Source organism: Fodinicola feengrottensis, from assembly GCF_039530045.1.
GTDB classification, from domain to species: domain Bacteria; phylum Actinomycetota; class Actinomycetes; order Mycobacteriales; family HKI-0501; genus Fodinicola; species Fodinicola feengrottensis.
Genome location: NZ_BAAANY010000013.1, coordinates 120,531 through 134,460 on the forward strand (window position 1 = coordinate 120,531; position 13,930 = coordinate 134,460).

General features: G+C 66.0%; 15 protein-coding genes. 6 read left to right on the forward strand and 9 right to left on the reverse strand.

Annotation, left to right across the window (positions count from 1 at the left end):
• Window positions 1-70: 70 nt before the first annotated feature.
• Window positions 71-253, reverse strand: a complete 183-nt coding sequence (locus ABD301_RS19155; protein ID WP_163571731.1) for a hypothetical protein — start codon at window positions 251-253, stop codon at window positions 71-73.
• A 133-nt stretch (window positions 254-386) separates the two neighbouring features.
• Between ABD301_RS19155 and ABD301_RS19160 the strand changes: the two genes are divergently transcribed.
• The 3 genes from ABD301_RS19160 (at window position 387) to ABD301_RS19170 (ending at window position 4,116) form a co-directional block, all read left to right on the forward strand.
• The gene (locus ABD301_RS19160; protein WP_344311613.1) at window positions 387-1,883 is read left to right on the forward strand and encodes a family 43 glycosylhydrolase; all 1,497 of its coding nucleotides are present in this window, start codon (window positions 387-389) and stop codon (window positions 1,881-1,883) included.
• 22 nt (window positions 1,884-1,905) lie between these two features.
• On the forward strand, window positions 1,906-2,511 hold the full coding sequence (locus tag ABD301_RS19165; protein WP_344311614.1) for a DUF4291 domain-containing protein: 606 nt from the start codon (window positions 1,906-1,908) through the stop codon (window positions 2,509-2,511).
• A 345-nt stretch (window positions 2,512-2,856) separates the two neighbouring features.
• On the forward strand, window positions 2,857-4,116 hold the full coding sequence (locus ABD301_RS19170; protein ID WP_344311615.1) for a DUF222 domain-containing protein: 1,260 nt from the start codon (window positions 2,857-2,859) through the stop codon (window positions 4,114-4,116).
• 227 nt (window positions 4,117-4,343) lie between these two features.
• On the opposite strand, the gene ABD301_RS19175 is transcribed toward ABD301_RS19170, so the two are convergent.
• The 4 genes from ABD301_RS19175 to ABD301_RS19190 all read right to left on the reverse strand — a co-directional run bounded on the left by ABD301_RS19175 (window position 4,344) and on the right by ABD301_RS19190 (window position 7,401).
• Complete coding sequence (locus tag ABD301_RS19175) at window positions 4,344-5,678, reverse strand: MFS transporter (protein ID WP_344311616.1); 1,335 nt, start codon at window positions 5,676-5,678, stop codon at window positions 4,344-4,346.
• A 71-nt stretch (window positions 5,679-5,749) separates the two neighbouring features.
• Window positions 5,750-6,424 (reverse strand): anti-sigma factor family protein, encoded by a 675-nt coding sequence (locus ABD301_RS19180; protein WP_344311617.1) that lies wholly within the window; start codon window positions 6,422-6,424, stop codon window positions 5,750-5,752.
• Window positions 6,421-6,930 carry a sigma-70 family RNA polymerase sigma factor gene (locus tag ABD301_RS19185; protein WP_279582046.1) on the reverse strand — a complete coding sequence of 170 codons (510 nt, stop codon included), beginning with the start codon at window positions 6,928-6,930 and terminating at the stop codon, window positions 6,421-6,423. The genes ABD301_RS19180 and ABD301_RS19185 overlap by 4 nt, the downstream gene beginning before the upstream one ends.
• A gap of 69 nt (window positions 6,931-6,999) precedes the next feature.
• Complete coding sequence (locus tag ABD301_RS19190) at window positions 7,000-7,401, reverse strand: hypothetical protein (RefSeq protein WP_344311618.1); 402 nt, start codon at window positions 7,399-7,401, stop codon at window positions 7,000-7,002.
• 128 nt (window positions 7,402-7,529) lie between these two features.
• Between ABD301_RS19190 and ABD301_RS19195 the strand changes: the two genes are divergently transcribed.
• Window positions 7,530-8,003: a QcrA and Rieske domain-containing protein gene (locus tag ABD301_RS19195; RefSeq protein WP_163571723.1), complete on the forward strand. Its 474-nt coding sequence runs from the start codon at window positions 7,530-7,532 to the stop codon at window positions 8,001-8,003.
• A gap of 5 nt (window positions 8,004-8,008) precedes the next feature.
• Here the strand turns inward: ABD301_RS19195 and ABD301_RS19200 are convergent, their stop codons facing one another.
• Window positions 8,009-9,202, reverse strand: coding sequence for an MFS transporter (locus ABD301_RS19200; RefSeq protein ID WP_344311619.1), 1,194 nt, complete (start codon window positions 9,200-9,202; stop codon window positions 8,009-8,011).
• A 2-nt stretch (window positions 9,203-9,204) separates the two neighbouring features.
• Window positions 9,205-10,032, reverse strand: a complete 828-nt coding sequence (locus tag ABD301_RS19205; RefSeq protein ID WP_163571721.1) for an SDR family oxidoreductase — start codon at window positions 10,030-10,032, stop codon at window positions 9,205-9,207.
• A 139-nt stretch (window positions 10,033-10,171) separates the two neighbouring features.
• Here ABD301_RS19205 and ABD301_RS19210 point away from each other — a divergent pair, with 139 nt between their 5' ends.
• Entirely contained in the window at window positions 10,172-11,176 is a 1,005-nt protein-coding gene (locus ABD301_RS19210) for an asparaginase (protein WP_344311620.1), read from the forward strand.
• Here the strand turns inward: ABD301_RS19210 and ABD301_RS19215 are convergent.
• Window positions 11,163-12,065, reverse strand: coding sequence for a GntR family transcriptional regulator (locus ABD301_RS19215; RefSeq protein WP_163571720.1), 903 nt, complete (start codon window positions 12,063-12,065; stop codon window positions 11,163-11,165). The genes ABD301_RS19210 and ABD301_RS19215 overlap by 14 nt on opposite strands.
• 168 nt (window positions 12,066-12,233) lie before the next feature.
• On the opposite strand from ABD301_RS19215, the gene ABD301_RS19220 reads away from it, so the two are divergent.
• Window positions 12,234-13,343, forward strand: a complete 1,110-nt coding sequence (locus tag ABD301_RS19220; protein WP_344311621.1) for an FAD-dependent monooxygenase — start codon at window positions 12,234-12,236, stop codon at window positions 13,341-13,343.
• Here ABD301_RS19220 and ABD301_RS19225 read toward each other — a convergent pair.
• Window positions 13,330-13,884, reverse strand: coding sequence for a pyridoxamine 5'-phosphate oxidase family protein (locus ABD301_RS19225; RefSeq protein ID WP_344311622.1), 555 nt, complete (start codon window positions 13,882-13,884; stop codon window positions 13,330-13,332). The genes ABD301_RS19220 and ABD301_RS19225 overlap by 14 nt on opposite strands.
• Between the last annotated feature and the right edge of the window lie 46 nt (window positions 13,885-13,930).

Sequence of the window (13,930 nt, forward strand, 5' to 3'; positions counted from 1 at the left end):
ATCATCAACCGTCAAAGGACTTCCAAACGTGCCGGCGAGCGACACCCCAGGCCCACCAACAGAACGCGGGTCAAAGCCGGCCCATCCACTGGCAAATTCTCGCTGGCCAGGCGGCGAAGATCTGGGAGCACGCACTTGTCCAGCGTACGGACGGTGAACGTCCGCCAGTGGCACCCGGCTGCTCGTCGCTGATCCAGGCGCGGTCGGCCGCCACGTCCACGCCGGACGGCCCAACGTCGATGAGCTCGGCCACACGGATGTTGGCAGCGAGCGCCTCGACCGTGTCGCAAGGGTTTTGCCTGATGGCCGCCCGAGGTCTTCACTACGGTTTACCGCTCAAACCCGGCTACTCTACAACGTTGTATACGTCTTGAGGAGGCACCTGGATGCGACTGCTGAGACTACTCGCGCTGCTGGTCGTGGGCCTGTTGGCAGCGGCCGTGGTGGGGCCGGCCGGCGCGGCGGCCTGCCCGCCGTCACGGCAGAACACCTTGCGTAACCCGCTGGTACTGAACACCGCGGATCCGCAGATCAGCTACCAAAATGGGTTCTATTACCTGTTGCGGACCGAGGGCAGCGGCGTCTCGATCATCCAGTCGGCATCGATCACCGGCCTGTCGACCGCCACGCCGCACCGGGTGTGGACCGGGTCAGCGGACGCGGCCTCCCGATGCTGCGACATCTGGGCGCCCGAACTGCACCGAATCAACGGGAAATGGTACGTCTACTACACCGCTGACGACGGCAACATCGACCACCACAACATGTACGCGATCGAGGCCGACACCACCGACCCGCTCGGCACGTACCATTTCAAGGGCCAACTGTCGTCCGGCTCGTTCTCCATCGACGGCAGCATCCTGCAGCAGCCGGACGGGTCGCTTTACCTGTTGTATTCCAAGGCCGACTCACTGAATGTGAACAGCCTGGTCATCGCGCCCATGAGCAACCCCTGGACCACCAGCGGCCCGCCGGTCGCGCTGTCCCGTCCCACCAACTCCTGGGAAACCCACATCCGGCCGGTGAACGAGGGCCCGACTGTGCTGCGGCACAAGGGAAAGCTTTTCATCGTCTTCTCGGTCAGCGCGTGCGAGTCCCCCGACTATTCCTTGGCGATGCTCACCTTCACCGGCTCGAACGTGCTGGATCCCGCTTCCTGGACGAAATCGACCACCCCGGTCTTCACCCGTTCGGACACCAACTGGGTTTTCGGGCCCGGCCACAACAGTTTCTTCACCTCTCCGGACGGCACCGAGATCTGGAACGCCTATCACGCGGTGACCTCGTCGAATGGCAGCGTGGTCGGCAACTGCGGTGGCGACCGGTCCACCCGCGTACAGAAGGTGAACTGGAACGCTGACGGGACCCCGAATTTCGGTGTCCCCGCGGCTTCCTGGCAGTCCATGCCGTTGCCGTCCGGCGATCCGGGCGCCGCCACGGTGGCCACCGGCACGTATCGCCTGACGCCGCAGAATTCGACCAGCACCGGCCTGGACGTCAGCGGTTGTACGTCCGCGAACGCCACTGCGGTGGACATCGCCACCTATCAAGGCCTGGCCTGCCAGCAGTGGCGGATCCGGTACGGCGGAAACGGCTCGTACACCATCACAGCCCGCAATTCCGGATATCCGCTGGGCACCGCCGGATGCCAGACCGCGAGGGCGTCCACTGTGGACGTTCACCGGGCCCAACCCGGTGACTGCCAGTCGTGGTATCTCGATCCAGTCGGCGACGGCTCCTACCGAGTGACGAACCGCCTCACCGGCCAGGTGCTCGATATCGGCGGCTGCTCGGGCGTTTCCGGCACCCGTACGGACATCTGGCCCTACTGGGCGGCCACCACCGGCACCTGCCAGCAGTGGTCCCTCCAACGCATCGCCTGATCCAGTGGGAGAATCCAGGACCATGGATCAGATACCGGCCCGTCAGGTACGTGCCGCTTACGACGACGACACGATCATCGTCTACCAGGCGTACGCGTCGGCAATCGCCGAGCCCGCGGTAACGGCGCAGGCTTTCGTGCCACCCTTCAAAATCGAGCGGATGACCTGGATCAAGCCGTCCTTTCTGTGGATGATGTATCGCTGCGGCTGGGCCACCAAACCGGATCAGGAACGGGTGCTGGCAATCCAGCTCGACCGGCAGTTTTTCGATCGATGTCTCACAAATGCGACTTTGAGTCACTACGACCGTGATATTTATGCGAGTCAGGTGCAATGGTCGCGGCGCAAGAAGCAGACGCACGTACGCGTCCAGTGGGACCCAGAGCGTGACCTCCAGTTGAATCCGCTGCCGTGGCGGTCCATCCAGATCGGCATCGGCGGTCCACATGTCCGCGACTACGCACTGACTGCGACCCGGTCCGTCACGGACATCACCGGCACCGTACGCAAAGTCCGCCAGCTGGTCGTCGACGGCGAGCTGACTTCGGCGCAAAGCCTGTTACCTTCGGAAAATCCATACGACCTGCCGCCCGAGGCGGCCGCCGCCGTAGGGGCGAGTGTGGCCTGAGTAGCTCGGCCCGGAGGCTGTCCGCCTTTGGGCGCAGACCGCGGCGGCACCTTACTACTAAGGCGGGGGCGTTGTAGTGGACTTTCCCCGGACGCGGCCGCTGGGCTGGTGATACGGCTGGTCAAGTGTTAGTCGGACGGTTGCTGCGCAAACATGGGCCTGTCGCCGGGGCAACCGTTTGTGGCGGGCAGAGCTGGAAGAGAGCGACGAATATTCCGCCTCTGTCGGACGCCAGAGCGCGCTCTGAAACAAGGGTTTTCCACAGGGGGTTGAGTGGTCCGTTTCTTATCCACAGAAACGAAAACTGGCAGCCCGACTGTCGGTGGCAGCCAGTAAAATCGGGTCATGAGCAGAAAACGAAGGCGACCGGAATTCACCGACCCCAACAAACAGCCGTGGCGCACCATGCCACCCAGCTGGGTCCCCCTGCAAATGTTGGAAGAACTCGACAGGTACGGCCGAGCCGACGCTGACACCGCGCTGGCCGCGGTCGAGGCGCTGGATAAGGTGATTTCGTATACGCAGGCGATGCAGATGCGGTTCATGGACCGCTTCACCAACGCCCGACCCGCCGTCGGTGCACCCTTCTCCAAGTACGCGGCCGGTGAAATCGCCGCATCACTGACCTGGAGCCTGTCAGCGGCCCAGAAACGACTGAATTTGGCGTACCAACTCGTCCACGAACTCCCCGGCACCATGGCCGGGATGTCTCACGGTCACCTTGACCTGCGCAAAGCCTTCACCTTCGCTGACCAAGTTGGTCACCTCTCACCCGAAATCGCCCAGAAAGTCGAAGAAAAAGTCCTACCCGGCGCCGACTCGAAAACGCCTCGATCGATCCGGGACAGGGCCCGGCGGGAGGTCATCAAAATCGACCCAGCCGCCGCCGAGGCCCGCCGCAAGAAGCTGGTCTCCGAGAGGCGAGTAGAAAAGCAGCCCTGCGAAGGCGGGATGGCGCTGCTGGGCGCGTTCCTGCCCGCTGAGTCAGCGGAAGCGATCTACCGCATCATCGACACCATCGCCCGCAGCCTCAAAACCAAAGACGAGACTCGGACGATGGACGCTTTGCGAGCGGATGCGTTGACCGATCTGTGCCTGGGTGTGCCGAGCAACGTACGCACCAAAATCGAACTCCGCGTCGACGCCACCACCCTGATGGGCCTGGACGACAACCCCGCGATCCTCAGTGGCTACGGCCCCATGACCGCCCAACGTGCACACGAACTCGCCGGCGACGAAAACAGCGAATGGTACCGAATCCTCACCGATTCAGTCAGTGGTGTGGTGATCGACCATGGGCGTACGCGCTACCGCCCGACCCAGGCGTTGCGGGACCTGGTCAACGCACGCGACCAACGGTGCTGCGGACCCGCCTGCAACCGGCCGGCGGCGACCTGCGAGTTCGACCACACCACCCCCTTCCGTGACCCGGAAGGGAAAACCGCGTACGACAGCACCGGACCAGCATGCAAATTCCACAACGACATCAAAGAACACGGCTGGACCGTCACCCAACCAACACCAGGCCGATTCCTCTGGACAAGCCCCACCGGACGCACCTACGACGTCACACCCAACGACGAAAACCCACCACCACCGTTCTAACGGCAGGAACGACCCCCGGCGAACCCGGGCTCACCACCGCCAGCGAGAATCGCTGCGCTAGTGGCAGTAAATCTTCGCCTGCTCGCCGCCAAAAATTGGCGACCACCGCGGCCGGACGGTTGCTGCACAAATGGGACAACAACCTCCCACACCGCCAAAATGCTCTTCCGCCAACCACCCTGCGCCACGTCTCAAATGTCCCTTAACCACTAGCGGCTTGGTAGTGGTCAAACCCCCACCGGGACCTTCGGTGAGACGCCGGTCGCGTCCGGGTGCGGCGGGCAGCACGGGTGCGGTACGGCCACCGGGACGTCCCGGGCCAACGATTCCGCGGACCGGTGCCGGTGCGACAACAGCGGCAGGCCGGCCATCGACACCACCATCAAAACCGCTACCACCACCGCGAACACAGACATTGTCGCGTACAGACCGAAATACCGGACCGCGATCCCGGCGCCGATGGCGGGCAGGGACAGACCCAAGTACGCGACGATATAAACCGCGGCCAGCAATTCACCGCGGTGTTCCGGGTCGGCGAGCGCGGCCATCAAGCGGAAAGCGCCCATAAACACGGCGCCCCACCCGAGGCCCAGAATCGCGATGCCGCCAATGAAAACCGGCACCGAACTCGTCGCCATCCCAGCCAGGAGGCCAATCACCCCCAAAACCAGGATCACGCCGCCCGCCACCACCGGCTGCCGACCCGTCAGCCGACCGAAGACCGGCTGGCCAATGGCGCCGGCGGCGGCCAGTACGGCGACGACCGCGCCGCCAAGCAGGTGGTTTTGGCTGTGCAGCAGGTCAGCGACAAGAGACGGGCCGAGCGCTTGGAACGTGCCACCGAAAGCCCACACTGTGGCGACGGTCAGCGCGAGAACGGCGAAGGAGCGGCGAGCCGGCGCCGGGATGGAAATGCGGCGCGGCTTCAGCTGGAAACGGCCGCCGGCGTTCGGCGCGGTTTCCGGCAAGAACACCAAAACCGCCCCAGCGACCGCGAAAACGGCCAGCAGCAACAAATAGGACAACACCGTCGGCGCCGGGCCATATTGCACAAGCATTCCGCCGATGAGCGGGCCAACAGCAGCACCGAGCACCGGCGCCGTGGTGTTGACCAACGTGCCGCGGCTCGGCGCGTTGCGCGGAGCCAGTTCGATCAGCGCGGCACCGACCGTGCCGGTAGCGATGCCGACGCCCATACCCTGCACGATCCGGGCCGCCAGCAGCCACGCGACACCATGCGCGAGCGCGAAAAGCGTCATCGCGGCGAGCATCAGAACAAGGGCGCCCAGCAGCACCGGGCGACGGCCGACCGTGTCCGACAATGAGCCGAAAAGCAGCATGCTACCCAGGACACAGATGCCATAGACGCCGAAGATGACCGTGATCATCGCCGCCGAGAAATGCCATTCTTGCTGGTAGACGACATACATCGGGGACGGCACCGCGGACGACATCACCAGCAGCGTGGACGTGACCCCCACCAGCCAGAAGGCGACCCCGCGCGGCAACGCCCGACGCAACCTCCCAGATGAGGAAATGTCGGGTTGTGTGGCGGAAACCATAGTTCTCCTCGGACGTACGAGCGCAGGCTTGCCCAAGGCATCACCTTACGGTCACCTCAATCGCCGACACTTTACCGTGTCAGGTGCAGGATGATTTTGTTCGTCGCGGTTCGTACGTCCACCGCGACGATGTCGTCGGTGGGCAGACCGGTCGAGCCAGCCATTTTGATGGTCTTCAGCTCGGGAACGGTGCTCCAGCTGGCGACCTGCTCGACCCGGCCCTTGCGGTCGGTCACTGTCAGCGCGTACCAGCCGCGCGGGTATTTGGTGTCGGCGTCATGGGTGCACTCCAGGTCGATTTTGGTCCCCCAGGCCACGTTCGTCAGCCACACGGTGGCCCGGATGTCGGTGCTGACGGTCGGCGTCAGCTGCTGGGCCACCGCCTGGACGGGCTGCTGGCCGGACGACGTACCAACCACCAGCACCAGAGCCAGAGACAAAACCAGCACCAACGCGGCGGCGGCCGCGGTCACCCCGCTCAGCCACCAGCTGCGAACCCGGCGGTCCCGGCCCACTTTTCTCAGCAGCCGCGGCAACATGTCCGGCACCGGCTCGTCGCCGACCGGAGTGTCAACAGCGGACAGTGGCACCGAGCCGAGCAGCCCCGGCATGCCGGCCAGGTCCCGCACGGCCCGCGAACAAATGTCGCATTCGGTGAGATGTTGTTCGTACGCCCGCCGGTCGGCCGGCGACAGCGCGCCGAGCACGTACGCGGCGTCATAGGTGGCGAAGTCGTCGTGGATCATTCGCTCACCCCCATTTCCTGCAGCGCCAAGCGGAGCGCGCGAAGTGCGTAGTGTGTCCGCGATTTGACTGTTCCTTCGGGAATTCCCAGCACCCGGGCGGCTTCGGCGACCGAATGCCCACGGTAGTAGCACTCCAGCAGCACCTCGCGGTGGGCCTGCGGAAGCTGGTTGATCGCGTCCGCCACCAACCATGACTGCAACGCCTTGTCGGTCTGGTCCTCGATCGGGACCTCCGGCACCTGCGCGGTGGCGATCTCGTCCCGGTTGCGACGGGACCGCCACTCGTCGATCACGATTCGCCGGGCCACCGTGAACAACCAGGCGCGGGCGGACCCGCGAGTCTGGTCCAGCACCCGCGGGTTTCGCCAAGCCCGCAACATCGTTTCCTGCACGACGTCCTCGGCGCGGCCGCGGTCGCCAGTGATCCGCATCGCGTACGACCAGAGCGCGGATCCGTGCTCGGCGTGCAGCGCGCGCATCAAGTCGACGTCGTCACTGGCTCCCACATCACTCCTCGGCCGCACCGGCCACTCGGGCAGCGGTCTCATCTCAGCGGGTCCCCGCCGTGAGACACGCTACGCCCGTACGAGCGCGCGCGACCGCCGCCACTGCGTACCGAGCAACACCGCCGCGCCGATCAGGCCGACGATCTCGGCCACCTCCGCCATCACCTGCTGCGTGCCGGTGAGCGTCTCCCGGAAACCGAAGAGCCCGACCGCGACCGACAGGTAGAAGCCGGCGAGGGTGGCCACGCTGAACCCGAGCGCGAGGAACGCGACCACCCAGTGCCGGACGGCCACCACCCCGACGCCGATCAGCAGGCCGGCGATCGCGTTGACCATGAACAGCAGGCCGATCACCGGAATGCTGCCAAATCCGCCGAAGTAGAGCGCTAAATGTACGTCGGCCGACATCAGCACACCGGCCGCCGTGAGGCCCCGAACGATGCCGTCGGTGGTGCCGACCCCAGTCGGCACCGTTCTCGTTGTCGTCATATCCACGTACACGGAACAGCGGTCCGCGCGGTTCACTGAACCATTTCGCCGCCGGCTCCGTGTCTGTTTGGGTAGGCAGTTCCCCGTTCGGAACGAGAGGCACCCGAAGAATGACTGACAGCGACCTGTCCCGCCGCAAGATGCTCGCCAGCACCGCAGTGGCCGTCGGCGGCACCGCCGTCCTCGCGGCCTGCGGCTCCAGCCCGACCGCTGGTACGGCCACGCCGACCGCCGGAAGCGGCACCAGCGCGCCAGCCGCGGGCGCCACCTCGGCACCGGCCGGCGGCGCCGTGCTCGCCAAGCTTTCGGACGTGCCGGTCGGCCAGGCCATCTCGTCGAAAGACGACGACGGCAAGCCGATCTGCATCGCCCAGCCGACGGCCGGAACGGCGGTCGCGTTCAGCGCCATCTGCACCCACATGGGCTGCACGGTCGCGCCTGCCGGCAAGCAGCTCAACTGCCCTTGCCACGGCTCGCAGTACGACGCGTTCACCGGCAAGGTGCTCGCCGGCCCGGCCCCCAAGCCGCTGCCCGCGGTCGACGTACATGTCGCCGGCGGCAACGTCGTCTACGGGAAATCCTGACCCCGTTAGATGGTTTTGGCGCGGCCGGCGTAGAGGGCGATCACCGTTTGTACGAGCGCGCACGCGGTTAGTGCGATGAGTGCGGGGATCCAGCTGTCGGCGGCGGAGCGGATGGCGCCGAAAGCGATCGGGCCGGCCGCCGCGATCAAGTAGCCAATCGACTGGGCCATCCCGGACAACGCCGCCGCACCAGCTGGGTTCGCCGCCCGCAGGCTGAAAAACGACAGGGCGGTGACCAGGCACGCACCGGCGCCGAGGCCGGCCAGGGTCAACCAGACCAGGGCCGCGCTCGGCGCGACCAACAGGCCGACATAGCCCGTCGCGCAGGAAACCGAGGCGAGCGCGGCGAAAGCTCGCTGACTGCGCATCTTGCGCAGCAGCAGCGGGCCGACGACGTACGCGATCAGCGACACCGCCTGGTAGTAGAACAACAGAAATCCGGAATGTACGGCGGTGTATCCGGCGCTGGTCAGAAAACTCGGCAACCAGCCGATGCAGACATAGAATCCGAGCGACTGCAGCCCCATGAAAAGGGTGACCTGCCAGGCCAAAGCCGAGCGCCACGGCGTACGAGCGGTGGCCGCTCCGATGCCGGCGGCTTGGACGGCACCGGATCGCCACTGCGGGATCCACAGCGCTATCGCCAAAACTGTGAGGACGACCCAACACCCGAGCGCGAGTCGCCAGCCGCCAGCGAACGCGGCCGCGATCGGCGCGGCCACCCCGGAGCCGATCGCGGCGACGCCGGACATCGTCGCCGCGTAAATCCCGGTGATCAGGGTGATCTCGGTCGGGAAATGGTGTTTCACCACGCTGGGCAACAAAACGTTGCCCGCCGGAATGGCCACGCTCAGCACGATCGTACCGGCGAAAAGAGCCACCACCGACGGCGCCGAACGCAACAGCAGTCCAGCGGCCAGCGCGAAAAGTGCGAACCCGAGGACGCGCTCAACCCCGCACCGGCGACCGAGCGTGGCCAAGGGCACTGACGACAGGCCAAAAGCCAGCAACGGCGTCGAATTGAGCAGACCGAGCAGGTTGGCCGGCAGCCCGACGTCCGTCGAGATGTTCGACAACACCGGGCCGACCGACGTCAACGGTACGCGTAAATTGGCGGCCAGCAACAAAACCCCGGCCAGCAGCAGGACAATTCGCCATCGTGAGGTTGGCTCGGCCGTCAGCTCGGGAGCCGGGAGCAAGGTCAGCCCTCGACGAAGAGATCCGTCGCGAGTTCCGTGCCGCCGCCGTATTTCGACAGGTCGGTGATGCCGGCTTCGGCCAGCACATCGGTGTCGATATACGTGTTCCCGGTTGCTTCGGTGGACGGCCGGGACAGGATCTCCACGGCCGCGTCCGCGACGATTTCCGGCGTCCGCGAGCGGGCCATCGCCTCGTCGCCGCCGAGCAGGTTCTGCACCGCGGCGGTGGCGATGATGGTCCGCGGCCACAGGCAGTTGGCGGCGATCTTGTCGGACTGGAATTCGGTCGCCCAGCCCAAAGTCAGCAGGCTCATGCCGTATTTCGACAGCGTGTAAGCCGGATGACCGCCAAGCCACTCGGGTTTTAGCCCAATCGGCGGGGAAAGCGTGAGGATGTGCGGGTTGCTCGCGTTGCGCAGGTGCGGCACGCACGCGCGGGTCAGCAGGAACGTGCCGCGGACGTTCACCTGCTGCATCAGGTCAAAACGCTTCACCGGCAGCTCAACCGTGCCCAGCAGGTTGATCGCGCTCGCGTTGTTGACGCAGAAGTCGATGCCGCCAAAGCGCTGCACACCCTCGTCGATCGCGCGCTGCACGTCTTCCTCGGACCGTACGTCACCGACGACCGCGTGCGCGTGCCCGCCGGCGGCCTCGATTTCGGCGGCGGCGGTGTGCACCGTGCCCGGCAACCGCGGGTCCGGCTCGCCGGTTTTGGCGAGCAGCACCACGTTGGCGCCGCGCTTGGCCGCGCCGAGCGCGATCGCGAGGCCGATGCCCCTGCTGCCGCCGGACATCACCATCGTCCGCCCGGTCCAGTCCTGCTCCGGCATCGCAACCACCTTTCGACATGGCCAGGTCGTCATCCTTACTCACCAGTACGCCGACGGCTCAGACGAGTGGTGCACTTCACTGCTTACCACCTTCCGGTGACCACGCTCGTTCGTGACAGGCTTCGGGCAAGGAACGCAGATGAGGGAGGTCGTTGTGCCCGCTGTCCGCCTGCTGGCCACCGGTGGCACCATCGCGAGCCGGGCCGGCGCCAACGGCCGGTACGCCGCCGCTGGCGGCGCGGAGCTGCTTACCCACACCCCGCTCCCGGACGGCCTGGACGTGTCGATCCGCGATGTCGCGACGATCGCGAGCTTCGCGTGGAGCGAGACCGAGCTGCGTACGCTCCAGCGGCACATCGACGAGGCGCTGGCGGATCCAGACGTGGCCGGCATCGTCGTCACACACGGCACCGACACGATGGAGGAGGTGTCGTTCCTGGTCTCGCTCGGCCACGACGACCCGCGCCCAATCGTGTTCACCGGCGCCCAACGCACGCTCGACGACCCCGCCGCGGACGGCCCGGCGAACCTCTCCGACGCGCTCGCGCTGGCCGCGCACCCAGCCGCGCGCGACCGTGGCGTACTCCTGTGTTTCGACGGCCACGCGTTCGCGGCCCGCGGTGTCCGCAAGGTCGACACGCTCAGTACGCACGGTTTCGACGCGCCCGGCCGCGGCCCGGCACTGCGAGTCGCCGCCGGCCGGATCATCCCGCTGACCGCCGCGTCCAGGCCGCCGACACTGCCCGTCCCGACCGGTGTCCCGGTCCCCCGCGTCGACGTGATCCCGCTCTATCTGGGCGCCGACACGACCCTTTTCGACGCAGCCATCGGAGCCGGCGCGCAAGGCATCGTGCTCGCCGCTTTTGGTGCTGGCAATGCGAATCCCGCGATCCTGGAGGCTGTGCGAGCAGCCGTCGCGAACGGCGTTCCGGTCCTCGTCTGCTCCCGTGTCCACAGTGGACCGGTGGCGCCGCTGTACGGCGGAGGTGGCGGCGCGTCGCTGGCCGAGGCGGGCGCGATCTTCGGCGTCGATCTCAGCCCGTGGCAGGGCCGGATGCTGCTCGCCGCCGCCCTCGCCACCGGCGCGACCGACCTGCCCGGCACCGTCGACTCCTGGCTCCAGGGCGGCCTCACCCAGGGGTGAGCAGCGGGGCCAGGCCGTCGAGCGTACGAGCCATCGTGAATTCGAAGAGTTCGTCGAGGTTCAGGTCGAAGTCGGCTTCTTCGGTGACGCGGGCGAAAACTGGGTACTGCGGTCGCAGGATCACCCCCATTGCGTTGTCCTCCTGCACGTCCATCCACTGAAGACTGGTCATCCCGGTGTCCTGCTCGGCCTCGGCCTCCGGCTCCAGGTTGATCGCGATGGCGCGTACGCAGCTGAAAAGCATGATGTGCGTGGTGATCATGGTGTTCGGGTCCAGGCCGTGGCCATCGATCGCCCGCATCACCCATTCGACGTGGGTGGCCAGATGCGGGGCCGGCCGCGGCCGGGTGACCGAGATGACATGCGCGAGCCACGGATGCCGGCGACACATCGCCCACTGCGTACGCATCAACAGCTCCAGCTGCGCTCGCCAGCCCACTGGCGGGGTTGCCGGCAGGCTGGCCTGCGCGAAAGCAGCGTCGGCCATCAACAACTCCAGCTCCTCCCGGTTGCGTACGTGCCGATAGATAGACATCGTCGGCACACCCAGCTCGGTCGCGACCCGACGCATCGACAGCGCCCGCCGGCCCTCCGCGTCGGCGATCTCGATGGCGACCCGTACGAGGTTGTCCCGCTGGATCTCATGCGTCGACTCGGCGGCCCTGACCCGGCGTTTCGGCTGCGAAACCACGGTCCCCACCCGCGGCACCGCCTGCACGAGACCCTCCTGCCGCAGGGTGGCGAGCGCTTTGCTGGCGGTCACGATCGCGACTCCCCAGTCCTTGGCGATCTGCCGGGTCGCCGGCACCCGGTCGCCAGCGCGCAGCTCGCCGGCCACGATCTGCCGGCGGATGTCCGCCACGATCCGCTCGTACGGCTTCGGCTCCATGCCCTGTACTAGTACACGACCGTCGTCGTACCGGTCAACTGAGCCTCCTGACCTAGTACAGTTTGGATTTTTTTTCTTTGCTCTACCGAAAAACTAGCAGGCCCGACCGTTCTGTCGATACGGTGTACGCACTGACCCGTACGGCGTACAAATACTGGGGAGACCATCATGCGGAACACGACTGTGCTCATCTGCGGCGGCAGCATCGCCGGCCCCACGCTCGCCTACTGGCTGCACCGGCACGGCTTCGGTCCGACTGTCGTCGAGCGCGCTCCCGGTCTTCGGCCTGGCGGCCAGGCGATCGACATCCGTGGCACCGCGCTGGAAGTCGTCGACCGGATGGGCATCCTGGACGAGGCCCGGCAGGCCGCCACCCACCTGGCCGGCATGTCCTTTGTGGACGCCGACGGCACCGAGGTCATGCGCAGCACCGAAGCGACGCTGACCGGCGGAGTGATCGACAACCCGGACGTGGAGATCATGCGAGACGACCTGACCGGCCTGCTCTATCGGCAGACCAAGGACACCGTCGAATATGTCTTTGACGACACCATTACCGCGCTCGTAGAGGACGACAACGGCGTCACGGTCACGTTCGAGTACACGCCGGCTCGACGATTTGACCTGGTGATCGGCGCGGATGGTCTGCACTCAGCCGTACGTGCCCTGACTTTTGGTCCAGAGAAAGACTTCCTGACCGACCTCGGCACGTATCTCAGCGTCTTCAGCACCCCGAATTTTCTCGGTCTGGAGCACTGGGAAACCTTTCACCGGGACGGCGAGAAAATGGTTGGCTACTACACCGCCCGGCAGAACTCGGAAGCGCGCGGCATGTTCGGCTTCCGGTCCGAGCCAGTCGCGTACGACCGGCGGGACACTCGCCAGCAAATGCAGCTGGTCGAGGACACTTTTGTGGACACCGGCTGGGAAACGCAGCGGCTGCTGAAGGCGATGTGGGCGGCTCCGGACTTTTATTTCGACATGATGAGCCAGGTCAAGATGGACAGCTGGTCCAACGGCCGGGTCTCGCTCGTCGGCGACGCCGGCTATGCGGCTTCACCACTTTCCGGACAGGGCACCAGCCTTGCTCTGGTCGGCGCTTACGTCCTCGCCGCCGAACTCAAGGCCGCCGGCGGCGACCATCAGGCCGGATTTGCCGCGTACGAGTCAAAGCTGCGTTATTTCGTGGAGCAGAACCAAGGTCTGGTCAGCGCCGCGGACGGGCCGCCGGCGCCAGAGGTGCTGGCCGCGGCGGCCACTTCCCTCACTCTGGACTGAGCGCCGGAAGGCCGTCGATGCTGTACGAGTTCTTGGCAGTCATATACGCCTCGACCTCTTCGTTGTTCTTTCGCCCGAAATGACGGACGAGCAGGTCGCGATCCTCGACGTAGTCCAGCCGCGGCACGCTGAAACCGCACGAGTCGCTGACCCGATCGACCTCAACGTCGATAATGGCTCGTACGGCGTGCTGCGGCTGATCGAGGAAATGCTTCTGCAGGTCGGGAAAATCCACGTCATCAGGCAGCACGACACGGCCGTGGCCGTGCAGCCGTACGACGTTGGGCGGCCCGCTGAAGGCGCAGAACATCACCACGATCCGGCCGTTTTCGCGCAGGTGCGCGATGGTTTCGGCGCCACTCGCGACATAGTCGAGGTAGGCGACCCGGCGCTCGTCGAGCACCGCGAGCGTGCCCCGCATCCCCTTCGGCGACACGTTCACATGGCCGTTGGAGGCCAGCGGCGCGGTGCCGACGAAAAAGACCGGCTGATCGAGCACGAAGTCCCGCAGCCGGCCGTCAATTTTCTCGTGCAACTTCATAGCGACCATTGTGCCGGTACGGTGGCATTATTCACAGGGTAACGGC

Excerpts from the sequence above, each read along its gene's own strand:
- ABD301_RS19160 (WP_344311613.1), top strand. The coding sequence starts at position 387 with ATGCGACTGCTGAGACTACTCGCGCTGCTGGTCGTGGGCCTGTTGGCA.
- ABD301_RS19225 (WP_344311622.1), bottom strand. The coding sequence starts at position 13,884 with ATGAAGTTGCACGAGAAAATTGACGGCCGGCTGCGGGACTTCGTGCTC.
- ABD301_RS19205 (WP_163571721.1), bottom strand. The coding sequence starts at position 10,032 with ATGCCGGAGCAGGACTGGACCGGGCGGACGATGGTGATGTCCGGCGGC.
- ABD301_RS19180 (WP_344311617.1), bottom strand. The coding sequence starts at position 6,424 with ATGATCCACGACGACTTCGCCACCTATGACGCCGCGTACGTGCTCGGC.
- ABD301_RS19210 (WP_344311620.1), top strand. The coding sequence starts at position 10,172 with ATGAGGGAGGTCGTTGTGCCCGCTGTCCGCCTGCTGGCCACCGGTGGC.
- ABD301_RS19165 (WP_344311614.1), top strand. The coding sequence starts at position 1,906 with ATGGATCAGATACCGGCCCGTCAGGTACGTGCCGCTTACGACGACGAC.
- ABD301_RS19215 (WP_163571720.1), bottom strand. The coding sequence starts at position 12,065 with ATGGAGCCGAAGCCGTACGAGCGGATCGTGGCGGACATCCGCCGGCAG.
- ABD301_RS19170 (WP_344311615.1), top strand. The coding sequence starts at position 2,857 with ATGAGCAGAAAACGAAGGCGACCGGAATTCACCGACCCCAACAAACAG.
- ABD301_RS19220 (WP_344311621.1), top strand. The coding sequence starts at position 12,234 with ATGCGGAACACGACTGTGCTCATCTGCGGCGGCAGCATCGCCGGCCCC.
- ABD301_RS19175 (WP_344311616.1), bottom strand. The coding sequence starts at position 5,678 with ATGGTTTCCGCCACACAACCCGACATTTCCTCATCTGGGAGGTTGCGT.
- ABD301_RS19195 (WP_163571723.1), top strand. The coding sequence starts at position 7,530 with ATGACTGACAGCGACCTGTCCCGCCGCAAGATGCTCGCCAGCACCGCA.